Origin of the sequence: Sporosarcina sp. 6E9 (assembly GCF_017921835.1) — a bacterium.
Lineage (GTDB): Bacteria > Bacillota > Bacilli > Bacillales_A > Planococcaceae > Sporosarcina.
On sequence record NZ_JAGEMN010000002.1, the window covers coordinates 214891 to 238138 of the forward strand.

The following is a 23248-nucleotide window of genomic DNA, read 5'->3' on the forward strand; positions in this document are numbered from 1 at the left end:
TCTTTCAAATTAAAATGGCGCTACAATTTTAATTTCCTCTGCATTTCCATGTTTAATGTAATAGGCTTCATATGGTTCTAAGTGTTTCTCTTTGTACGATCGATTCATCACTTCTAGTATGTTTTGATCCGCAATTCTACCAATTAACACACCAACTTTTTGTTTTTTCAACACCGTTGAAATATCATCGTATAGTCTATCGATTGCACCATGCGCAGCACCTATAACAAAGTAAATGCCCATTCTTGCTCCACCTTCAATTAACTTCGCTAATGTTTCTTGACTTGTAAGTGAGACTTCGTCAATGACAAACGAGACATCCGTAATAAAAGTAATCATTGGGCGTACTTCTTTTAGAAAATCATTGATGGTTGCGTGACCGTCAGTTGCTGCCTGAACTTCGCGAAATGCATCTTCTCTCGTTTCAAAAAGATTTTGTAACCGTTCTAAGAAAACATCTATTTCTCCACTATCTTTTGCATATAAATCCACATTCTCTTTAAATGCGCCAAATCTTGTTGATGCATTATCAATCAGGCCTATGTCAATAAGTTCGTTACTGGCGATACTTCCAATGAGTGTTACAAAAGTGTTTTCAACAGTATCGAGTAAATCGCCTAATATTAATGTAGTTTGATCTTTTACAACACTTAGCTCGACCGGCTCTACATCTTCCATATCCACCGCAAATGGGATTCCACCACTTGCAATCATCGCTTTTGTCTTCTGCTTTTCCATAAATTCAGTGAAGGAGATAATCTCAGGTACCATCGGAATTGGTAATGGTAATTTGCCTTTCCAAGCGCTTACCATCTCCCTGCTTTCGCGTTGAATTTCTTCAATAATTTCTAAAGTTTCCTCGCCTTTTACAGGTAATGCTGTTTGAAAAACTGTCGGTTGTTCGATTTTTACTAATCCCCGTCCCGGTACTTCTTCAATCGTTAATGAGGTTCTACCAACTATGCTTCTCGGTTCCGTTTCATCAATCATGTAGAGTGAAATTTGATTTTTTATATTTGAAAGCAATGGGAGTCGCATCGCATTTTGACGACCTGCACTAATTGACAAATGGATGCCGACACTTCCACCTTCTCTAGCGATTTGAGCGGTAATTTGTTCGAATTCTTCATTAAACGAGGCATCTCTCGCTGAATCTATCGTATCGATGATTAACAATATGGTCGGAACTTCTTCTCCACTTGCACGCTCATACATATGAATGTTTGCTACACCATATTGACTTAGTTTTTGCTTCCGTTCTTTTAAATCTTTTCCTAAGCGACGAATCAGTTTTCTCAATTTAACTTCTTCATCTACCATTATCGTATCAGCAACATGCGGTAAATCTTTTAACGGAAGCAATCCGTTTGTGCCTAAATCGATTAAATAAATATGTAATCTCTCTGGGCTGTGTTGTCTTGCTAAATCCATCGTAATTGACTGAAGGAAGGTTGACTTTCCGAATCCTGGGCTTGCAAATACCGCCAAATGACCGTCTTTAGAAAAGTTTATGGAAAGTGGTTCTTGTGCTTGCATTTCCGGTATGTCTAGTAATCCTATTGTTGCATCAAGCGGTTTTTTCTCCTCGTACCAAGCCGTCACATAACTGACCTCGTGCAAGTCTGGAAGAAAGATTTTTTCTTCCAATGGAGGTAACCAAGGTTTCGGTAGCTGCTCAATTTTCTGTGCCGTTGTATATTGGTCGATATAGTCAATGACAGCATCAAGCTCTGTTGGAATCATTTCAATTTCTTTTTTATTCCCAAAACCACTTAAGTCTTCTGACAAAATATCATATTGACCCAAATCATTAATGGCGTAGACAGTTGTATCTACTAACTCTTGGTCTTCTTTTTCAGGAATATAATCTGCCCCGCTCCATGCGCTTTGAAATAGTTCATAGATTTCGTTATTCCCGACTTGTAAATAGGCCCGGCCAGGCAATGTAATTTCTGCTGCATCGGGTGTTTTTAATATTTCATTGGAGTCGCTCGCGTCTTGAACTTTAAGTGCCAGTTTGAACTTAGAGTTCGACCATATTTGGTCATCGACGACACCGCTTGGCTTTTGTGTCGCTAGAATTAAGTGAATCCCAAGTGAACGACCAATACGGGCTGTTGAGACAAGCTCTTTCATGAAATCGGGTTGCTCTGATTTAAGTTCGGCGAATTCATCGGAGATTAAAAATAAATGCGGCATTGGTTCGCTCGCTTCGCCTTGTTTAAAGAGCTTCTGGTATTGATTGATATGGTTGACGTCATGTTCTCCAAATAGGCGTTGTCGCTTTTGCAATTCCGCTTTAATAGACGCTAATGCACGCATCGATTGTGCGCCGTCCAGGTTCGTAATCGTTCCCATTAAATGCGGTAAATCTTTAAATAAGTTCGCCATTCCGCCGCCTTTATAGTCAATAAGGAGAAACCCGACTTCATAAGGGTGGAAGTTCACCGCGAGAGAAATAATATAACTTTGAATGATTTCTGATTTACCGGATCCAGTTGTCCCTGCCACCAAACCATGTGGTCCATGGGCTTTTTCGTGTAAATTCAAGTTGACAAGATCATTTTTTCCGCGTAACCCTAATGGAACCGCTAGACTTTTATAGGTTTCGTTTCGTGCCCAGCGCACGGCTAGTCCAAGTTCTTCTACTTTTTCTACGCCGTACATTTCAAGGAATGTCACGCTTTCTGGAATCGAGTTTTTCAGGCTTTGTAAATGATTCAGCGGTGCTAATGCTCTTGAAACGTCTTCTTTATTGAAACCTGTAGGAAAATGGTCGAGCGTGAAATTACGATTGACGAGTTCGGCTTGTTCTAAAATGATATTCCCGTTTTTCGCATCACGAATATCGATCACGGTCTTCACATGCTCCGGCAGTGATTGCATTACTTCTTGAACAAACACCAGTGAAACACCAAGTTCGGTCGGGTCTTCATTGAAAAACTCCATGACAATATGATCTAATATCATTTTTTCATCTGTTATCAAGACTACATAATGAGGTGAAAAATACATTTTTTCGTTTTTATTCCCTTTTTCATCAATGCCTTGCTTTCGTTCTTTCAGGATTTGATAGAATGAGTTTAGTACTTGATCACGGGAACGTTCATGGTAAACAAATCCTCGAACATTAGTCGCCTGAATGCTTGCATGAGGCAACCAGCGCATCCAATCCCATTCCGCCTTCTCTTCTTCTGGAAATATCGTGATGAATTGTAGGTCGTGGTAACTATGGAATAACGCCGTTTGCATAACCAATAATTGTAATTGTTCCAATACAAGACCGCGTTGGCCGATATAACCAACCGGACCATTCACTAAATCCGTCACGATGGGAACATCTACTAATCTCAAATATTGCGAACGAAGATCACGTGCCGCATCCACCAGTTCATCTTTTTCTAGCGTAAATTCCTCATCACTGAAATCGAGTTCAAAACTCGAATCGATTTGACCTAAACCCACACGATACGTTAAAAAATCATGATGAAACATTGTCTTTTCATACGTTCGCGCATGGACGCTTAATGCCATGTCTCGTATTTTTTCGATTTTAGGATAGTGATAGTTCAGCGCGTGACGTTGCTCTTCACTCGCGCTATATAATTCCTTTGTTTTTGTCTTTATATATTCACGGTATTTAACATCGCGTTCCTTTGTATCGATACGGTATTGTTTCAAACTTTTCACATAGGCCATTATTGAATAAATGACCGTAACGACCGTCATCGAAAGCATAACCAGTATAAAAATTCCATTCGCTCTAAAAAACGACACAAGTATCATTGCAGCGATCATAACAAGTGGCGGAACAATCATGCGTCCAAGCTGTTCACTCGGCTTGGACGGCTTGCTAGACGGTTTTGCAATAGCGATTTTCTCTTCAGGCTCACGGTATATAATCCGCGGAGAGCGATGAAAATCGGGATAATCCTCACCAAACTCGTTTGCTTTTTCCATCAGTCGGGCTAATTTTGTTGTCACGTGATTTTCGCCTGCAAGAAATTGTATGTCATCGCTACCGATTTGAATGAGCACACCATCTACATAAAGCTGGTCGCCTGGTTCAAGCATCACACTTCCAATTACAAGAGAGTGGTTATGATATACTCGGCCGCTGAATACTTTTAGTTCATATGCCTCTTCAAGTTGTGTACGACTGAATAAGAAATCGACAGTGCTGTTCTGGATTTTCACTTCATCATAATCATTTGGACCGAACGTTAAATTATAAGTTGAAGCAATGTCATAAATTGCCCACTCATTTGCTTCAAGTAAATAAAAGTTCATATCATAACTTGAAACATCTTTTGTTACCTGGTCGTTCGGCTTCAATAGTTCTTCTCCAAGAAAACAAGATTCCCCGTCCCATTTTATCGAAAGTTGAGTTTCCATACCTAAAAAGGTCACAGTGTCGGACCAATTACCGCCAACTGTCACCGACTTTGATTCGCCTGATGGCAGTTGGATTTTATGAAGTTCTTTTTTATAGTTAAGCATTAATATGTGTTGTGCCATCTTGCTCTTCCTCCTCAACCAAATCATTACTCATCTGTCTTGTCTATATCGTCTGATTCAGGCTTGTCTGGTTCAGTTTCTTCTTCAACATCCCCCGGTTCATAGTCAGACTCTGGATTAGCTAAGTTTTCTTCAGGTTTCAGATTATATTGTTCTTGGTAATTTTCACGTTGCTCTTTTAATGCTTTAACCTGCTCTTCACGTTCAGAACCCGTTATATTCGGATTACTATTGACTTGCTCGGTTTGTTTGAATAGACCATATATAATCAAGACTGGATCATCCATATATTTTGCCAAATCCATGGATTCTTCAAGTTTTCCGCGACCATTGTAAATCCAGTACAATAAATAATTACTGTCGCTCTTCAAACTAATATTTTTCATAATGACTGACTTTTCAGCATCATTTAAATCCTCTACATCAATGTAGGAATAAGCAAGTATGTATTTTGTAGAGTTCGGTAATTTCTCAGCTTTTTGCCCTTCTAAATCACTAATTACTTTTCCATAATCCGATGCAAGAAAATCATGATGCGCGGCTAATAGTTTGTTTTGATATGGCATTTTAACAAAGCTGAAATAAGCGAGTGGAGCGGTAAGTATGAGCGATAATGCAATCATCATAATTGAAAGTTGCTTAAAAAGACGAAACTGTTTTTTCGGCACAAGTTGCATGGTTTGTTCGGTTGTCTTTTGTTCAATTTCATAATTTTCTTCTAAAAACCTTATAAGTGCGGAAACATCTGCAATTCCAACAACTTTGCGCTCGAATTCAGTTTCAATCGCATTGCTTATTGAGCCATTGTACAGTTCGTCAAAAGTATACTTTTTTGAAAAAAGTGCAATCGCCAGACATTTATACTGATGAAGAAATTTTGAAGAGTCATTTGTATACGGCGGCACTAAATCGCGAATGCCCCGATAAATGATAGAGGGAATAAGATTATCATTAAATACTAGATTTTCTGGGTGAAGAAAAAATGTCGTTCGCGTAGGCAAACATTCTTGAAATCTACCTACATTGCATAATGCACGCAATTTGTCGTTGCGCCCAAGCTTTTCTATATCTGCCCACTTCTTCAGTTTTTCATTTACTGTATATGAAAAAACATATGAATCCTGTTCTTCTTCTACTGCAGCAGGCACAAAAAAATCTGTTCGTTCTGTCATTAGCGCTAGTTGTCGAAAATCCTTAATAGACGTCTGCGATTTCGCGAGACGTAACTTCCAAATATCTTTTTCTATTTCAAACTGATAAGTCATCGACTCAAGTTCGATTGTTTTTTCGTTCATTTCCAAAACCCCTTTATGATAATTAAGCAGTTATAAAACGATTAATATATCGCCGTCTGTCACTTGATAGTCTAATAACCGATCATCATCCGTTAATAGTAAGTTTTTTGTTGGTATTTTAATGGCACATAGCGAGGCCTTTGCAGGGTCCAGCTTTAATGTATCAACTAAATTCATCAATAACTGTTTGATTGGTTGGTGCACCGGAATACGTAAATCGTATTCCGGCTCGCCCCAATTGCCAAAATCAACAGTCACATTTATATGCGTATCGTTTGGCATGTTTAACTCCCTTTCACTCCACCATTTTTCTCATAACAGCAAATATGCCGCCGCATAGGAGAACGACCATCCCGATTAATGAAGAAAACAATGTGTTACCCATTATTCCACTGTCACTTTCATGTAGATCGCCATTAGCCACAGACGCCTTAGGGACTGTGTAATCACTGGCGAATAATGTTTTCATTATTTCTTGCGTCGAGATGTCGGGCTCTTGCTCAGTAGCAAAAATCATTTGCCTTAAGTCATCAGCTTCCTGATCTAATTCTTTTTGCCTTTCTTCAATCACTGTTTGTGTTTCTTCACTAAACAAGTGAGGAAGACTTTTCTCAAGTTCCGTCATTTTATCCACCTGCGATTTCGACTTTCCATCTTTCCCGATGCGCTCGGTTTGAAACCGTAATTTACCACTAGGACTGGACGGCTCCTCGGCAGGAGAACTGATCGGCAACATCACAAAGAACCCTACAAGTAGAACGACGAACATACTACAGTCCTTCAGCAACTCCCTCATCAATAATCCCCTCTTTCTTTGCAAAGCGCACAACAAATAAATTAGCAACTAGTGCCAGTACGGCCAAAGCAATGAGGATGAAAATAATTCCCTGGTATTCAGTCAGACCTGTGAATAGCGATTCAATATATTGCAGTGGTGAATACTTACGTATTGTGGATGCTAACGATAACTTATTAAAGTCGGATCCAAGTGCTTCTGTTGAAAACAAATACAAACTCAGCACGATTAATAACAAGAACATCCCAACCATTTTTAATTGTCTTAATAGATAAGTCGCTACTAAGAGCATTGCAAGCATAGCCAGTACGACGATCGCAACCCACAATAAAAACTTATCCGAAGCAATATTTAATAAGTTACCTGATACAATCCCTATGACTAAACCTTCCACAAGGCCAATACTTGCGGTAATCAAAGTGATTGGCATGTTCCCGCCAACTAACGTGTTTTCCCCTTCAAATGAATCCTTTTGCATACGTTTTCTATCATTCGTCGAAATTGCATACGCAGTAAATAACGACACGATAAAGCAAATTAAGACGAGGAAGTAGGGTGGTAATGAATTCCCGGTCGAAATCACCCCGGCATTTTTTGATTCAACAGGGTTTGACAAAAAGCTATAAAGATTTTCGTTTGGCCTGTCCCCGATTCGGCTGTTTTCAAGCACGCCTGCAAAGTTATCTGCAAAGCTCTGATTTTCGATTAACTTATCCGTCATATTCGTAGCCAATGTGTCGGCTTCGGTAACCAAAGTCGCACCGCTCTCTTGGATAAGTTTTGCCTGATTATCAATCGTGTCAAATGTTTGGTATACCCCATCCGCAGATTGTAGATTACCTTTTGCTTGTTCGGCTAGCGATTGGCTTCCTGATAATAAGGACGAGAACTGGCCATCTAATGAAATAAGTGTCGCCTGCTCTTCGTTTTTATTTGAAGCAATGGCTTCTTGTTCTTCTAGCAACGCAATACTTGCTTCACGCCATTCCATCAATTCACCTAGTGTTTTTTCCAACGCGCCATTCATCACATGCGCCTGTTCTGTCGTGTCATTTAAAATAGCTGTCATCTCTTGCGAATTACGATCGGCATCCGCTACGAGAGCGCTATACGCGTTAATTCCACTTTGTAGTCCTTCTACTTGTTCGCGAACTTGAGCTGTGATGTGTCCTTTAATATTTCCTACTACGTAATCTGTTAATAATTCAACGATGTCTTTTTTATTGAACAAATAATAGAGTGACGCATCTTTATTCGCTGCTAATTTCTCTAAACTATTTTCTGCCAGGTCCTGAATCAGTTTTGGACTTTCCATATCAAGACCAAAGTAAACACCATATAACATGAGCGTTTTTTGATATTCCCTAACTGTATTTGCAGTAGCCCCAATCACTTTTTTAGTAGCATCATCTGTAAGTGGCGACAGAACTTTATGGGTGATGTAGTTGTCTTTGATTGTTACTGGCTCCGGTTTTATTGGCGTTGCTGGAACTAATGGAACTAACGGAACTGCTGGTTCCTCTGTTTCCGTTAAAACCTCCTGATCCGCTGAATCCGTTCCAATACTTTCATCAGTATCTTTATTTTCCGGAACAATATTTTCTTCGATTTGACCTTCGTCATTATTTTCAGTGCCGGCCGTTTCTTCGGTAGAGTCCGGAGCCGGAGTTACAGGTTCTTCCGGTTTTATTGGATCCCCTGGCTCTACTGGGTCCTCAGGATCTGGTTCGGGTTCTGGCTCGGGTTCCGGCTCTGGCTCTGGCAGGTCGAGCTCTCCAGTATCCATTTGATGCAACTTCCAACTCCATGTAACCGGTTGGAAAACATCAATGTCACTGCCCGCATCTCCCTTTAATTTAAGAACGACTCGAACAGCAAATTTATCTGCGGAGGTGGCTTGTAGCCTAATTCTTTTATATTTTTGATAGGTTCTCGTATAGTTACGTTCACTTTTACCGGGTAATGTTAAAAATACGCCTGCAACTTCATAGGCGTCAGGAATGGCTAGTGTAAATTCTTGTCCCCATTTTTTGGTTGCTGGTATTTGAACGGAGTCCGTCACCACTACGCCCTTTTCCATCAAATGTTTTTTGATTTCTTGTATTTGATTGGCAAGCGGCACACTATTTTTAGGTTGAACCGGTGTCTCGACAAATTCTTTATTATACTTATTTGTGACAGCAATAACGTTATTCAATTGCGTCAAGCTTGTTTCAGATAAACCTAAGCCTTCAAGGTCTTTAGGAGTTAGCGTTGGCAATTTAGCGATTTGCCGCCTCAAAGTTTCATGCAAATTATTATCGGGTTGCTGAAAAAGATTAGTTAAATTTATATCCTTGCCATCAAATGAATCGGCAAAGGCAGTTTTTAAACGTCCAGCTACTTTTTTATCTAACTCAGACTCTAGCGTCTCTTTTAAATCTGCATTAAATCCACTTAACTTTTCATTTGTCGCTTTAAAATATTGTTGAATTGCGGAAGCTTCTGAAAGGATAGTAGCTTTTCCGCTCTCTTCATTTCTTTTTTGAAATTGATCATAAATCGCTTTATTCGCTAGTTCCAAGTTTTGTAGTTGTTGAAGAAGTTCATGATTATGCATGCCACTATCCAAGCTGTGAAGTTGATTTGAAAAATCTTTTAGTGAAACCGTATTTAGTTCATGCATGTTCGATAAGTCATTAAAAACAGTCAAATAGTCTTCATTTGAATTCACGTCATCCTGTAAGGCATCTTCAAATGCAAGCAAGATTTCTTTTAGACCATCAAAACTGTCTTTTGATACTTGTGTATTATCTTGGATGTTTTCAAATTGCGAAGTATATTGCATTAGAGGACTATGTACCGCTTTTTTATAAGTACTCGTATAAACTGCTTCTTTCTCCACGATTGTACCAATATTTTTCTGCGCATCTTGTAAATTACCAATGACACTAGCAAAATAGACATCAATAATACGACGGTTAAAGTCCCCTAAAATAGCGCCTGCGGTTTTTTCCGCTTCTGCTACGACATCTTTATTTCCAGTTGCGTTAATTTTATAATTTAGATTGATTTTTTCAGGAAATTCATCTTCTATTGATAAGGCCTTTTCGGAGAAGTCTTTTGGAATAACAATCATCATATTATAGGCATTATTCCCAAAACCGTTTTCAGCAACGCCCCGGCTCACGACATACCAATCGTGTGTTGGATCACTTTCGATACTTTTAATGAATTCACGACCAAAATCAACTGCTTCACCATCGAATGTTGCGCCTTGATCTTCATTGACAATGGCCACGGTCATTTTCAAAACCTCATTGTCAGCTTTACCGGCAGTTGATTGGTGGAGAGCTAAGTATGTAATTCCTCCGGAGAGGACGAGCACCATAACAAGAAACAATAAAACCTTACGCTCAATTCTTTTCATTTCCAATTTACCCCCGCTTATTCTTCTTTTTCTTGGATTATAATGAACAAAAGCCACACAACAATAGTTGCGTGGCTCGTTGTTAGACTAACTTCGTAAAATGCCTTTAAATCTTCGTATATTTTTCTACCTAAATTTACTTAGCGAAGCCCAAAGTTACGTGATAACTCTTCGTCTTGTCGAGCTACTGCATCTGCTGTCTTCGTTAATTGCCCTTCAATTTCACGCATAAGGTGAGAGAAGTTTTGCACTTTAGGGGATAGTTCATCAAACTGAGCTTGAAATTGCGTAAATGCTTTACCTTCCCACTGACTTTGCAAATCAGATTGCAGGATTGTTAGATCCTTTAAGATTTGATCAATTTGGTCCCCACTACGTCCGTAGCGTTTTGCTTTGTCCGCTAATTCAGCTGGACTCATACGAATTTGTCCTGACATGTTTCCCCATCTCCTTTTAACTTTTCTTATTAATTTCTTATCCATTTTACACAATTATCTCATTCCATTATTCACCATTATAGTAAATGATAAATTTTCCACCGTCAACGAACATTATGACATAAGCTAGTAAACAGTCATTTGGTTCTATGCTTTAAGCATCAAATATTAGATACATCATTTTTTTAATAACAAATTGGCATATATATCAATAAAATGAGACTATAATATCAATCGAAAGAATATAGTCACGCATGGATTAAGCACAAAGACTAAATTACGTTACTTTACTCATGGTCACACGGAACCAATATCGGTCGTAATTAAAGTGTTATCCCTATAAAAACACAAAAATAATGTTTATCTAATCATAGTTGTTTTGTAAGACTGGGCGCATTAAAAACCTATCAGAAGTTTTTTCTTTTCACATATTTTTCGTGGTAAGATGGGGAAAATAAGTATTAGGAGTTGCCGGAATGTTAAGTGAGCGCCTTTATTATTCAGATCCGTATTGTAAAACTTTTAACACTCGCGTGCGTAAAGAATCAGTGAATTCAGAAGGACAGTTTTACGCTGTATTAGAAAACACCGCCTTTTATCCAACTGGCGGAGGCCAGCCGTATGACACGGGAACTTTGAACGATGTTCCGGTACTAAATGTGGAAGAAGTAGATGGCGAAATTCGTCATACCCTGGCGGAAAGTCTCGGATCCCCGCTTGAGGTAACAGGAATTATTGATTGGTCACGTCGTTTTGATCATATGCAACAACACGCAGGTCAACATATTCTTTCAGCGTCATTCGTTGAACTATATGGATTTGCGACTATGAGTTTTCACCTAGGGAAAGAAATTTTGACGATTGATTTAGACACGGATGATGTTTCACCAAAGCAATTGGAAGCAGTTGAAAAATTAGCGAATGACATCATTTTGGAAAATCGACTAATTGAAACCAAATGGGTTACGGAAGATGAACTAGATCATTATTCACTTCGCAAGCAATTGGCAGTGACAGGTGAAATTCGTCTTGTTATTATCCCTGATTTTGACTATAACGGCTGCGGAGGGACCCATCCGAGTTCGACTGGACAAGTTCTTGGAATAAAAGTTTTATCAACGGAAAAACATCGCGGGAAAGTTCGCGTCCATTTCGTTTGTGGCGGTCGGATATTACAGCAATTGCATCAGAAAAATCATATATTATCCGAAGCATCTAAATTACTAAGTGCGCCTGAAGAAGGTGTGATTGACGCAACTAAAAAGCTGCTCGACGCAAATCACACGCTAGTCAAGTCATTGAATGAGAAAGAAGAACAGTTATTGACATTTGAGGTAAAAGGTTTATTACAAACTAAAAGTCAAGGACTCGTAAAGGCCGTGTATTCCGGACGGACTGTTCAAGAGTTGCAGAAAATGGCTCGATTGCTTGTCGCGGAAGCTGAGGATACCGCCGTACTCCTAGTCGCTGAAAATGAAGATCGGTTACAATTTGTCGCGGCACGTGGGGCTTCTGTGGAAAAGAGTATGAAACAAGTTTCGGCGGCTGTAACACTTCCCTTCATTGAAGGAAAAGGCGGTGGCAGCGATGCATTCGTCCAAGGTGGAGGACAACGCAGTATGACAGGGACTGAGTTGCTACAGATTATGGAAAATTCTTTGGTGTAAATACAAATAAAAAACGCTCCTCTTCGATAATGGAGGGAGCGTTATTTTTCTTTTAGTAACAATATTTCTTTTACTACTTTATCAAGTTCATCTACACCGCCGTAAAAACACAGTTCACCTTCTTCGATGTAAAGGACGCTGTTATCTTCGGATGGATCAATTTCTTCAAGTAAATGCGTACTAATGATGATAACACTATGAAATGAAAGCCGTTGGAGGACCCGTTTAAAAAACATTTTTTCCTCGGTGTCTAGACCCTCAAAAGGTTCATCCAAAACACAAATTCGCGGTTGATTAAGAAGCGCTTGTATCAACCCCACTTTTTGTAGTTGCCCGCCTGAAAGGTTTCGAAGTGTTTTTCGTTTAAGCTTTAATAAGTTCGCATCATTTAACCATGCATTCAGTAAATCCTTAACCCGTGTATGCGGAATTCCTTTATGAAAAGCCATATACGTTAAATATCTTTCAATCGTCATTTCAGCATGACCCGTAAAGTCCTGGGGCATAAAACCGATGACTCTTCTTACTTCTTCAATCCTTAACGGCAAGCGATGTGTTCCTACTTTTTCATCGCGCATTAATCTTGTATAGTTTATCGTTCCATTATTTGGTGATGTGGCGGTAGCAATCAGTTTTAGAAGTGTACTTTTTCCCGCCCCATTTTTTCCGACAACGTACGTAATTCCTGATTTAAATGAGCAAGTGATTTCATTTAGAACTTTGACATTATGAATTGTCGCTCCTACGTTATTAAGTGCAATTCTCATGCCAATTTCCCCTGACGGTTTTTCAAAGGAACACTGCAAAGTAAAAGGACAGAAATTCCGATTACAACAATATTCGTCAGTACAAAGTAATCATTTCCTGGCAACTGAAATAATGCCGCGAATTTTAATTGCTTCCCCAAAAGAACTTGAGCAAACCAAACAAAAAGCGCAAGGAGTATGCCGACTTTTTGACCGAGCCACATAGTTGCAACAAATCCAACGACTCCGAAGAATAGAATCGGCGTAAATGAACTCAATAAATACAAAACCGAGCTTACACTACCTAGTACGATAAAGCTAAGTGGCAATGTAATCGCCAATTGTATGGCCATTACTATCATAAATCGCGTAAACATCTGTTGGCCCAATGGATAATAACTTAACGTTTCAATGATTTCATTGCCCTCATTTTTCGAACGAAATGCATAGCCCATCCCCGCGATTATGATTAATGTGATCCACTTAATCCATATTAGGAAATCAGTTGCCGTGTTCCCGCCGTTTTGGCTAATCGTAATCGTCAAAATGAGTAGTACAATGCCTGTAAGAAGCCAGCTACGTGCGCCGTGAAAATTCCATTGGGATAAAAACAAACTGGCCACTTTGGATGAAATTGTTTGCGTTTCTTGTTGCGCCTCCAGCGCTGCCCGCATATCAACTGGCTTACTTTCATCTGCTGCCTTTATTTTTTGAATTAAATTCAGCGTTTGTTCTCTTGAAGGTTCAGGGGCGGTAAAACGTTCGAAACTGTTTTTCCATTCTTTTTCTAAACGTGATAATTCATGGTCTTCATTCATTGACGCCCGCCCCCTTCCGCTCATCTTCTAGCAATATTTTCTCGAGTTGTTTTAAACCCCTTGAGATCCAAGTTTTCACCGTACCCAGAGGGATTTCCAACGCTAAAGCAATTTCCGCGTACTGCAAGTCTTGGTAAAAGCGTAAATACAAAACCATTCGATAATCAGGCGACAATTGTTCCAAAGAGTCAATCATCCATTGACGTTCAAGCTGACGATCAATAATATGATGAATCTTCCCATGTCCTTCCACGATTCTATCTGTAGAATACTCTTTTTTTGTAGAAGCTTTACGCCAATAATCCCGACAACAATTTGTCGCGATTTTATACATCCAAGGTTTAAAGGAATCAGGAATATACCCTTTTTGCCCCTGCTGATAAATCTTCATAAACGTATCCTGAACAATGTCTTCGGCTAGTTTTTCATCCTTCAGCAATCGGTACACATAGCCATACAGAGGTTTATGATACCGGAAAACAAGCGTGTCTAATGCCGTGTCATTCCCGAATGATAATTGGCGCATATAATCTTCATCTTGCATTCCTATCCCTCCGTATTCTTATACCGTCTTCCGATTAAATTGTAGTATTGCGATCCCCGTTAATAAAACGCCAATCCCCATATAAAATAATCGATTGTAAAGAATCCAATGATTTTCATTCGCGAAAAATCCAGTTTCACCCTTCACAAACGTATAAACACTACCATACTTAATTAATATCACATTTAAATCCCCTAAAAACAGCCCACCAAATTCATAAAACATCCAAAATAGAATCCCCGCCAATAAACCACCAACTGAATGATTGGCAATGACTGTGCCTGCAACTACTAATCCAGCAACTGCGATATAAATGGGAATTGTAAACGCCAGGCTCTGCCAAATAAAAAACCCCATGATTGAAGTCAAACTTAATGTTACGACAATTAGTAAACCGATAAAAATAACCGTTGAAAATAGGAGCCTTTCTAAAAGAAACTTCCACCTAGCAATTGGATAAGTAATTACCTGCATATGAAACTTCGAATCAAAATCAATCGACAAGCACCACTGTAAAATGACCACGAACCAAATCGGTGCCGCCTCTTCATAAAAAATACTCAATAAGTCTTCAACTGTATAGGACCCTTGATTATAAATCACTATCGCTACAATTGGAATCAGTAGCATCACACAAATTGAATATACTGATGTAAACCATAGCTTCAAAATCAGTCGAAGTCGAATCAAGCCCCCGCTCATAAACTTGAATCTCTTTCGTATAATCGCAAAGCTTTTTCGATGTCGAATTCGGTTTTGTCTTCTAATTGGGCATATTGGCGATACAAAAATTTAATGACATCGTTCAATTTCCCTCGTTCATCATAATTAGCCAGAGCTTCCACCAGCTCCGTCTCTTCCATCGGCGTAACCATCGGGCTGTACCACTTCTTAAAACTGCCCTCATCTGAAATTGAACTTAAAATGGACCATTCAACTAGTTCATTCAGTAGATGTAAATCAGTGCTTCTATCCCATCTCAAATTTTCTTTCATAAGATATTCGAGTGCCTGATAGGCAATCGTCGACTCCCTCATATCCCCAAGGAAATCAGTTCCCCACACAAGAAATTCCTGACTAGGCGTATACTGCGCAAGATGGGAATGCCCATCATTTAAAATATAAATCACTTCAGGAGTGATTGGAACTTCCAACCAATCCTCAACAAACTTCCAAGTTTTTTGATATTCACGGATTGTTTCTCTAGCACCTCTTACTATTTCCGGGTGTCCAACAACTCGAATTTGGTCGACCATCGTTTCTTTTATATTTCCACCGACTAAAGACAAACCATATTGAGAAGTTCCTTGATAGAGGCCAGCTTCAACATTTGGAATTGATAAAGAAAGCGGAATTTCATGATTCTCATTTATAATTTCTACAGTGAATTCTGTAGGAAAACCCTCTACAAGTCTTCCATTCCTTTGTTCAAATTGCACAAAGCGCTTATCATGCTCATGCGCAATCACCAATTGCCGTTCTCCAATAAGTGGATACCAGCCCGCTTCTTTCGGAAGGTACACTCTATTGTTTTGAATAAATGAATGTTCAATGTAGCCATCGTCACGGTATTGCAGTATGTTCCCGTGATAATTTAAACTTAAATTGAATTCATCGCCTGGTTCAAGCAATTTTTCATGATGTACAGTAACCAAATCCCCTTCACGTGAACATGTAACTTCTGCAAATTCACTACTGCAGTTTGACACTTCAAGTTCATGATACAAAGTCAGGTAGACCTCATTTGTTGGTTCATCGCCATTATGCTTGATAGTCAAATTGCTCTTCACATCGATTTGATTATCAGGTTGTAGTTGAATAGCTAAATCAGTACGCTTCATTGAAAATTCATATTTCGTATGATCAAGATAGGCATCATAATAGGAATTCGCCCACTTCCAATAATCTTCTTCATCCCCTTCAAACTCTTTCGCATACTTCTGGCCAGTGGTGATAAACTGTTCCAACGCTTGATTGTATTGCCCATAGCGAATACCGCCTAACAGAAGTGTCGGAATCACAAGGATTATTATTAAAATAGGAACGACCTTTTTTTCCTTCTGTATCCTCCGGTTTGAACGGAAGATCAATAATGTCAAAAGAATTAGGATAACTCCAAAAAGTAAAACGACGGCTTGATGCAATATCGCACTTCCAAACACCCGATCAATTCCCCAAATTCCTTCATAAGGCGACTCGATAAACATATAGTCAAACGGTGTCAATAAGTGTAACCTTGGATTATCAAACGTTAAAGCAACGCCAGTATAATCAAAAGGTAGCCCCAAAGAGAGGACTAAAATAGCTGGAATAGCGAGATAAGCAAACATGTTTTTCATGAAGATTCCAAATAAAAAACCAAATGAAATCAATAAAAAGAATGCACCTTCCATTTGAACAAATAAATAGAAGACATTTTTAGCTAAATCACCGACTGCCATCTTTCCACTCAAAAACCAACCCGCTTGAATAAGTATGGTGATGAGTGTAATAGAAAGACCATACAATTGCGCAACCAACCATTTCCCCAATATCCATTCGACATTTTTCACCTGATAAGTTGCGACTAAATGTTCAAATTCACTTTCCCGATCTTTCCCCGCCATATAAACAGCTAGTAAGCCTATGATTAATAAATTCAACATGGTCATCCAGATAAATCCACTATAAAATGCTGCTGCTCGCTCCCTAAAATGCAACCCTTGAATTTCATAAGAAACTACGATGTATCCCCAACCCAATAAATTTACAATCAAAGGTAGGGCGATAAATTTATTACGGAGTAGCAGCAATAATTCAGTGCAGAAAATCGTTTTTAACACACTCATTTATTCACCCCATTAATAACCGCCATATACCCATCTTCAATCGTCGGCTGCACCGCTACGGCATGCTCATTCGGCGAGGTTTCTGCAATTATCCTAAAAACAACATTACTTTTTTCCCTTCGACTTGAAATAATGGCGTATTCTTTTTCCACAATGTCGTAGTCGGAATAAGGCACGGATAACTCCCAAACATAGTTTACAGCTTGGGTCGCTAGTGATTCGGTCGTACCATGAAAAAGCACTTCCCCATTATTCAACACAGCAACTTTTTCACAGCTCGATTCAATATCGCTAATAATATGAGTGGATAAAATAATGGTATGATTTTTACTCAATTTTTCAATGACATTACGAAATCGAATACGCTCGGATGGATCTAGTCCCGCAGTCGGTTCGTCAAGAATGATTAATTTGGGATTGCCCAACAATGCTTGCGCAATGCCAAGACGCCGTTTCATGCCGCCTGAATAGCTTTTGATTTTCTTATTCGCATGCAGTTGAAGATTCACCTCATCCAAAAGCCGTTCGACTTGTTCGGCTCGTTCTTTTTTATCAATAACACCTTTCATCGACCCAACATAATGTAAAAATTCTTTACCGGTAAATTGCCCTGGCGCATGGAAATGTTGCGGTAAATAACCAAGCAATTCCCGAACTTTGTCTCCTTCTTTTAAAAGGTTTTGATCATATATCGTTACGTCTCCATCTTCCCAAGGTAGAATCGTACTCAGCACTTTCATTAAAGTGGTCTTCCCTGCACCATTCGGTCCCAGTAACCCAAATAACCCTGTATCAATTTCAAGATGAACATCTTTTAATACTTGAGTTTTACGGTAAGATTTATTTAATCCTTCTATTTTTATCGTAGGCATAGAACTCTCTCCCCCAAATACATTTCTATTGCTTACACGGATAGACGACGTGGGATGTTTCACAACATAAACTTTAAACTTTATTTCCACCGTTCAAAGTAGCCGGAATAGAATATTAGTTATACTACTTTAAAAGGGGTTTTCTTCATGGGGATGTTAAATCTAATTCTTTCAACTAGAGTAGACGGCGTTTACACACTAGAGAATAAAAAACTAACATATTGATAAACAAAAAAGAGCCGTTTAATTAGCACCTAAAAAAAGGTTAAGGAAATTGTCATTATTTCCTCAACCTTTTTTACTACTCTTTATTTCATATGAAATCTCTAGAAAATTGCCAGAAAAGGCGAGACTCCTACGGGAATAGCGTCGACCGAAGGCCCCGCAGGAGCTTGCGACGAGGAGACTGAGGCGATGCCCGTGGAAAGCGAGCCGTTCTGGCGATTTTCGTTTTTTTGAGACAGCCCCACTTTTATAATCATCATTAATAAGCTCTGGCAAACCAAACAGTATGCTTCGACTCTTTCTCACAATTAATGCAAGTCGATTTAGTCGTCGGTGGATTAAACGGGATATTACGTGTTGTAAATTTCGTTTCTTCTTTTACTTGTTCTTCACACGCATCTTTCCCGCACCAACCAGCAAGCACCCATCCAGGGATTTCTCCATTTTCCGCAGACTCAGCAATATGTTTCGCTAATTGTTCGAGTGAATCGACATGCGTATGGGAATGTTTTTCACGGAATGCGCGTGCCTTTTCAAGTAAACGAGTTTGCATCGTATTTAATGCACATTCAACGTAATCCGCTATTGTTGAAAGCGGGGCAGCAACTTTCTCTTCTTCATCACGTGCTTTAATCAGTGCTTCGCTTTTCGCTAAATCACGTGGCCCTAATTCGACTCGAATCGGAACACCTTTCAACTCCCATTCATTGAATTTGTAGCCTGGTGATTGATCGGAATCATCTAGGCGTACGCGAATTCCTCGGCCTTTTAATTCTACAAAAACTTCATCTAATTTTTCCATGATTTCAGGGTTTTTCTTCCACGGTCCAACTGGTATTAAAACCACTTGTGTCGGCGCAATCCGTGGTGGTAAGACAAGACCTTGTTCGTCACCATGTGTCATAATGACCGAACCGATTAAACGGGTCGACGTCCCCCAAGAAGTTGTATGAACGAATTCATGCTTATTCTCTTTCGTTAAATATTTAATATCAAAGGCCTCGGCAAATTTCGTCCCCAAATAATGCGAAGTGCCCGCTTGAACTGCTTTCCCGTCCTTCATCATCGCTTCAATCGAATATGTATCAACCGCACCCGCAAAACGTTCGGAAGGGGTTTTTTGTCCATCGTAAACCGGTACTGCCAGTAGCTCCTCCACCACTTCTTTATAAATGTTCAGCATTTGCATCGTTTCCGCGCGAGCTTCTTCCTCATCTACATGCGCGGTATGTCCTTCCTGCCATAAAAACTCAGAAGTGCGAATGAAAGGAAGTGTTTTCTTCTCCCAGCGGAAGACGTTCGCCCATTGATTAATTAGGACGGGTAGGTCACGATAGCTTTTGATCCAATCTGAATACAGATAGCCAATCATTGTTTCAGATGTTGGTCGAAGTGCCAATCGTTCCTCCAACTTCTCCCCGGCTGCCTCAGTCACCCAAGGAAGCTCTGGTGAGAAACCTTCGATATGATCCTTTTCTTTTTCAAAAAAGGACTCCGGTATTAACATCGGAAAATACGCATTACGATGCCCCGTTTCTTTAAAGCGTCGGTCCATTTCGGCCTGAATATGTTCCCATATTTCATAGCCGTCCGGTTTAAAAGCAATACACCCGCGAACTGGCGTGTAATCCATTAAGTCCGCTTTTTGAATCGTATCGATATACCACTTTGAAAAATCATTTTTCTGTAGATTGGTCATAGAATTCCCCTCCTTAAATAATAAAAAGCACAAAGTTGTCCTAATGAAAGGACGTCTTTGTGCTGGATAGACGTGGTACCACCTTAGTTTAGCTTAACGTTAAAGCCCTCTAAACGTTTGGTAACGAAAACGAATCGGTTATGTTGGCATAACATCTCAGTGGTAGGTTTCGATAAGATTCGGTGATATAGCTCTCATCTTTCGCTATACTTTCTGTTTCACATTTCTTATTTACTTGGCCACTTCTAAGATTTTCCACAATTATAACAACTCTTCGATTCAATTGCTAACTTGAGGTATGAAGCGGCGGTGGAATAATCCATCCCTTTTCCTTATTCATGCGCAATAATTTTGCGCCAAACATGATTTTATCCTTCAGATATTTAGCGAACATCGCAGCAATATCTTCTCTTAGGCACTGCCCCATTACCTGACAAATCGACACCATTCCTTGCCCGACATTTATCGATATAGCGCCACTAATTTCTGGATCCATAAATCTTGCGCCAACTGGAATGTCTTCTGCATTGGCTTTTGCTCGACCAGGTAATGCGGGAGGAGGCGTAATTCCGTTCTCTTGTAAAACACCTTCAAGCTCTTTAACTTCTGATTTCATCGTTTCAATTGCTTCTTCCAGAAGTTTTATTAGATCTTTATCCGCTGCGTGGTTAACGAATGCTTCATAACCGCTGATTAAACCATTACTTGCCCCAATATATGCCCATACGCCAATCACTTCGCCGTAATGCATTGGATCCTTTTTCGGATTTCCATCCATAATGCCCATAACTAACATTCCTCCTGTTGATATTTTGCAAAGTTCTATCGTTAAGAGTATGGACGATTAAGGTTTCATTATGCAGTGTTTGACTAAATTTTTTCTGAATGACAAAACTTGAAATGAATTTAACGGTATTAAAAAAGCTGTCAAGAAAGTCAGTAAAATACTGATTATCTATGACAGCCTCTATTTACTTGCTTAGATTATTTTAACCCTTCAAACAATAACACTCTTGCAGGCGATCCATCTGTACCCGTTAATTTAAGTGGTGCTGCAACCATGAAGTACTCTCCTTGCTCAACTTCCTTCAAACGAAGTCCTTCAATAATAATGATTTTTTCTGCAAATAATGTTTTATGCGTAGGATGGCCCTCTTGATCCCGTTCGATACCGAGTGTGTCGATTCCAACACCTCTAACACCTAATTCAGCAAGATACTCTGCGCCGTCTTTAGCAAGATAAATAAATTTAAAGTTAAAAGCATCTTCATATGAGTTTTTCGTTTTCAAAAAGACAAAGTCGCCTTTTTGAATATCAAATTGTTCTAAGTCCTTTTTCGTTATGCCGTCTTCAACTTTTGTTAAATCGAATAGTTTACATTGACCTACTAGATCATCCATTGGAACAGATTCAAACGTGTCACCATCTACAACCATGTGGCGCGGCGCATCAATATGCGTTCCCGTATGTACATCTAACTCCACCCGTGTTTCAGTGACGTAACCATTCGTTACTGTATTAAATTTCGGTTGTTTTTTGGGGTTATCCTTATAAACTGTCATGCCTTCGTAAACTGTTCCTGTGACATCATACATTTTCATATTATCATCCCATTCATTAAGTATTAAATATATGCTTATACACACTATGTTCGCATGTTAGCTGTGTTTTTGTCTAGTATAGCTACTTTAGTTGAAAGCTAATTGTTCGAAAAGATGATTTTTTCATCCTTTGAAATTAATTACTTTTTACAAATTAGTCATCATTTCTTTTTCATTATGCCAGACAATAGTATACTAAGGGTTATCCTTATTATTATACCTGGCATAAAAATACTGAATGTAAAAAATAGGAGCGAATTAAAGATGGAGAACGAAAGCCTTTTGGACGAATTCAACACGAAAAGTTCTTTAATAGATGTCCAAGAAAATCGGATTATGGAAGACCTGACTTTTGTTTTATTTGGAGCGACAGGAGACTTAGCGCAGCGCAAGTTATTTCCTGCGATGTATAATCTCTTTCTAGAAGGAAAATTACCAGAGTCATTCTCTGTGATCGGGTTAGGAAGGCGAGAGTGGTCTAACGAATTTTTCCAATCCAAAGTAGAAGAATCGATTAGAGCCCATTCAAGGAGGGCTGTTCAATCAGACGGTTTGCAAGACTTTTTAACCTGTTTTCAATACTGTATATTCGATGCGACAGACCAAAATTCCTATCGACTTTTGCATGAACTCATTGAAAACAGAGAAAGCGAACTAGGCATACCGGGAAACCGCCTTTTCTATTTATCCGTTGCGCCTCAGTTAGTCGATGTCATTACAACAAATCTTAACAAAAATGGAATTAACCGAACCAAAGGCTGGAGACGATTAGTCGTTGAAAAACCATTTGGCAGCGATCTAGCGTCAGCTCAACAATTAAATAAGAAATTGAGTGAAGCCTTCAACGAAGTAGAAATTTATCGAATCGACCATTATCTTGGTAAACCGATGGTCCAAAATCTAGAGTCATTAGTATATGCCAATCCGGCTTTAGGATCCTTATTGGATCTTAAACAAATTGCCAATGTTCAAATCACCGCAAGTGAAACAGTGGGTGTTGAAACCCGCGCCGCCTATTACGACCAAGCTGGAGCTATACGCGATATGGTTCAGAATCACCTGCTCCAATTGGTGATGATGACTGCCTTGCATATGCCTGAAAAAGTAACTGCAAAAGAAGTTAGCCTTAAAAAAATTGAAGTTATCGATGCGCTCCGTCCCATCTCAAAAGAAGATGCACACCGCGACGTGGTCCGTGGTCAATACGAAACAGGTGAAGTCCTTGGAACACCCGTTGAAGGTTATCAAGAGGAACCTGGTGTAAAGGCTGGTTCAAATATCGACACTTATTTTGCAGCACGCTTATATATTGATAATCCGTTATGGCAAGGTATCCCCTTCTATATTCGCACGGGGAAACGGCTCAATAAAAAATCTACACGCATTGTTATTGAATTTAAAAATAAGGCAAAGCAAATTGATGTGCTTCCGGATGAAGGGATTATCCCGAACTTATTGATACTCGACATTAATCCAAATGAAGGGATTTCTTTAAGACTGAATATAAAAGATCCATCAAGCAATCGTTTCGAACCTGCCTGCATTAACTTCACGACTGATTCGGATGACCAATCAGAAGCCTATGAACTCCTGCTGTTTGACGCGATGCTAGGGAATGCGACATTCTTTGCGCATTGGGAAGAAGTCGAACTTTCGTGGAAATGGATTCAACCGTTACTAGAAGCTTTTGAGGCGGACATGCTACCTTTACACCCTTATACTGCGGGCTCAACTGGTCCAGAAGCAGCGAATCAGCTATTGCAATCCGATCAATTTAAGTGGTGGTAATCAT

The 23248-nt window shown here is 39.4% G+C and carries 17 protein-coding genes and 1 other annotated feature; of the genes, 2 read left to right on the plus strand and 15 right to left on the minus strand.

Annotation, left to right across the window (positions count from 1 at the left end):
- Positions 1–9: 9 nt before the first annotated feature.
- The 6 genes from essC to J4G36_RS12720 all read right to left on the minus strand — a co-directional run bounded on the left by essC (position 10) and on the right by J4G36_RS12720 (position 10455).
- Positions 10–4518 carry a type VII secretion protein EssC gene (gene essC / locus J4G36_RS12695; RefSeq protein ID WP_210470765.1) on the minus strand — a complete coding sequence of 1503 codons (4509 nt, stop codon included), beginning with the start codon at positions 4516–4518 and terminating at the stop codon, positions 10–12.
- A 26-nt stretch (positions 4519–4544) separates the two neighbouring features.
- Positions 4545–5813 carry a type VII secretion protein EssB gene (essB, locus tag J4G36_RS12700; RefSeq protein WP_210470766.1) on the minus strand — a complete coding sequence of 423 codons (1269 nt, stop codon included), beginning with the start codon at positions 5811–5813 and terminating at the stop codon, positions 4545–4547.
- A 30-nt stretch (positions 5814–5843) separates the two neighbouring features.
- The gene (locus J4G36_RS12705) at positions 5844–6095 is read right to left on the minus strand and encodes an EsaB/YukD family protein (protein ID WP_210470767.1); all 252 of its coding nucleotides are present in this window, start codon (positions 6093–6095) and stop codon (positions 5844–5846) included.
- 13 nt (positions 6096–6108) lie between these two features.
- Positions 6109–6609 carry a type VII secretion protein EssA gene (gene essA / locus J4G36_RS12710; protein WP_210470768.1) on the minus strand — a complete coding sequence of 167 codons (501 nt, stop codon included), beginning with the start codon at positions 6607–6609 and terminating at the stop codon, positions 6109–6111.
- Entirely contained in the window at positions 6584–10018 is a 3435-nt protein-coding gene (gene esaA, locus J4G36_RS12715; RefSeq protein WP_210470769.1) for a type VII secretion protein EsaA, read from the minus strand. Before esaA ends, essA begins: the two co-directional genes overlap by 26 nt.
- 140 nt (positions 10019–10158) lie before the next feature.
- Positions 10159–10455, minus strand: a complete 297-nt coding sequence (locus J4G36_RS12720) for a WXG100 family type VII secretion target (protein ID WP_210470770.1) — start codon at positions 10453–10455, stop codon at positions 10159–10161.
- Positions 10456–10931: 476 nt separating this feature from the next.
- On the opposite strand from J4G36_RS12720, the gene J4G36_RS12725 reads away from it, so the two are divergent.
- On the plus strand, positions 10932–12122 hold the full coding sequence (locus J4G36_RS12725; protein ID WP_210470771.1) for an alanyl-tRNA editing protein: 1191 nt from the start codon (positions 10932–10934) through the stop codon (positions 12120–12122).
- 41 nt (positions 12123–12163) lie between these two features.
- On the opposite strand, the gene J4G36_RS12730 is transcribed toward J4G36_RS12725, so the two are convergent.
- The 9 genes from J4G36_RS12730 to J4G36_RS12770 all read right to left on the minus strand — a co-directional run bounded on the left by J4G36_RS12730 (position 12164) and on the right by J4G36_RS12770 (position 21456).
- Positions 12164–12889, minus strand: a complete 726-nt coding sequence (locus tag J4G36_RS12730) for an ATP-binding cassette domain-containing protein (RefSeq protein WP_210470772.1) — start codon at positions 12887–12889, stop codon at positions 12164–12166.
- Positions 12886–13686, minus strand: a complete 801-nt coding sequence (locus tag J4G36_RS12735) for a hypothetical protein (protein WP_210470773.1) — start codon at positions 13684–13686, stop codon at positions 12886–12888. Before J4G36_RS12735 ends, J4G36_RS12730 begins: the two co-directional genes overlap by 4 nt.
- Positions 13679–14230, minus strand: a complete 552-nt coding sequence (locus J4G36_RS12740) for an RNA polymerase sigma factor (RefSeq protein WP_210470774.1) — start codon at positions 14228–14230, stop codon at positions 13679–13681. Before J4G36_RS12740 ends, J4G36_RS12735 begins: the two co-directional genes overlap by 8 nt.
- An 18-nt stretch (positions 14231–14248) precedes the next feature.
- Positions 14249–14932, minus strand: a complete 684-nt coding sequence (locus tag J4G36_RS12745) for a hypothetical protein (protein WP_210470775.1) — start codon at positions 14930–14932, stop codon at positions 14249–14251.
- The gene (locus J4G36_RS12750; RefSeq protein WP_210470776.1) at positions 14929–17058 is read right to left on the minus strand and encodes an ABC transporter permease; all 2130 of its coding nucleotides are present in this window, start codon (positions 17056–17058) and stop codon (positions 14929–14931) included. Before J4G36_RS12750 ends, J4G36_RS12745 begins: the two co-directional genes overlap by 4 nt.
- Entirely contained in the window at positions 17055–17930 is an 876-nt protein-coding gene (locus J4G36_RS12755) for an ABC transporter ATP-binding protein (protein WP_210470777.1), read from the minus strand. Before J4G36_RS12755 ends, J4G36_RS12750 begins: the two co-directional genes overlap by 4 nt.
- A 484-nt stretch (positions 17931–18414) precedes the next feature.
- Entirely contained in the window at positions 18415–19854 is a 1440-nt protein-coding gene (gene proS, locus J4G36_RS12760) for a proline--tRNA ligase (protein WP_210470778.1), read from the minus strand.
- A 44-nt stretch (positions 19855–19898) separates the two neighbouring features.
- Positions 19899–20111 (minus strand) — a binding site (T-box leader).
- Between the two features lie 29 nt (positions 20112–20140).
- A complete protein-coding gene (locus J4G36_RS12765) occupies positions 20141–20641 on the minus strand; it encodes a DUF3231 family protein (RefSeq protein ID WP_210470779.1) in 501 nt (166 codons plus the stop codon).
- A gap of 197 nt (positions 20642–20838) precedes the next feature.
- Positions 20839–21456 (minus strand): cyclase family protein, encoded by a 618-nt coding sequence (locus J4G36_RS12770; RefSeq protein ID WP_210470780.1) that lies wholly within the window; start codon positions 21454–21456, stop codon positions 20839–20841.
- 336 nt (positions 21457–21792) lie between these two features.
- Here J4G36_RS12770 and zwf point away from each other — a divergent pair, with 336 nt between their 5' ends.
- Positions 21793–23244, plus strand: a complete 1452-nt coding sequence (gene zwf / locus J4G36_RS12775; protein ID WP_210470828.1) for a glucose-6-phosphate dehydrogenase — start codon at positions 21793–21795, stop codon at positions 23242–23244.
- Positions 23245–23248 lie beyond the last annotated feature (4 nt).

Coding starts and splice junctions, on each gene's coding strand:
- essC (WP_210470765.1), bottom strand. CDS start 4,518: ATGGCACAACACATATTAATGCTTAACTATAAAAAAGAACTTCATAAA.
- essB (WP_210470766.1), bottom strand. CDS start 5,813: ATGAACGAAAAAACAATCGAACTTGAGTCGATGACTTATCAGTTTGAA.
- J4G36_RS12705 (WP_210470767.1), bottom strand. CDS start 6,095: ATGCCAAACGATACGCATATAAATGTGACTGTTGATTTTGGCAATTGG.
- essA (WP_210470768.1), bottom strand. CDS start 6,609: ATGAGGGAGTTGCTGAAGGACTGTAGTATGTTCGTCGTTCTACTTGTA.
- esaA (WP_210470769.1), bottom strand. CDS start 10,018: ATGAAAAGAATTGAGCGTAAGGTTTTATTGTTTCTTGTTATGGTGCTC.
- J4G36_RS12720 (WP_210470770.1), bottom strand. CDS start 10,455: ATGTCAGGACAAATTCGTATGAGTCCAGCTGAATTAGCGGACAAAGCA.
- J4G36_RS12725 (WP_210470771.1), top strand. CDS start 10,932: ATGTTAAGTGAGCGCCTTTATTATTCAGATCCGTATTGTAAAACTTTT.
- J4G36_RS12730 (WP_210470772.1), bottom strand. CDS start 12,889: ATGAGAATTGCACTTAATAACGTAGGAGCGACAATTCATAATGTCAAA.
- J4G36_RS12735 (WP_210470773.1), bottom strand. CDS start 13,686: ATGAATGAAGACCATGAATTATCACGTTTAGAAAAAGAATGGAAAAAC.
- J4G36_RS12740 (WP_210470774.1), bottom strand. CDS start 14,230: ATGCAAGATGAAGATTATATGCGCCAATTATCATTCGGGAATGACACG.
- J4G36_RS12745 (WP_210470775.1), bottom strand. CDS start 14,932: ATGAGCGGGGGCTTGATTCGACTTCGACTGATTTTGAAGCTATGGTTT.
- J4G36_RS12750 (WP_210470776.1), bottom strand. CDS start 17,058: ATGAGTGTGTTAAAAACGATTTTCTGCACTGAATTATTGCTGCTACTC.
- J4G36_RS12755 (WP_210470777.1), bottom strand. CDS start 17,930: ATGCCTACGATAAAAATAGAAGGATTAAATAAATCTTACCGTAAAACT.
- proS (WP_210470778.1), bottom strand. CDS start 19,854: ATGACCAATCTACAGAAAAATGATTTTTCAAAGTGGTATATCGATACG.
- J4G36_RS12765 (WP_210470779.1), bottom strand. CDS start 20,641: ATGGGCATTATGGATGGAAATCCGAAAAAGGATCCAATGCATTACGGC.
- J4G36_RS12770 (WP_210470780.1), bottom strand. CDS start 21,456: ATGAAAATGTATGATGTCACAGGAACAGTTTACGAAGGCATGACAGTT.
- zwf (WP_210470828.1), top strand. CDS start 21,793: ATGGAAGACCTGACTTTTGTTTTATTTGGAGCGACAGGAGACTTAGCG.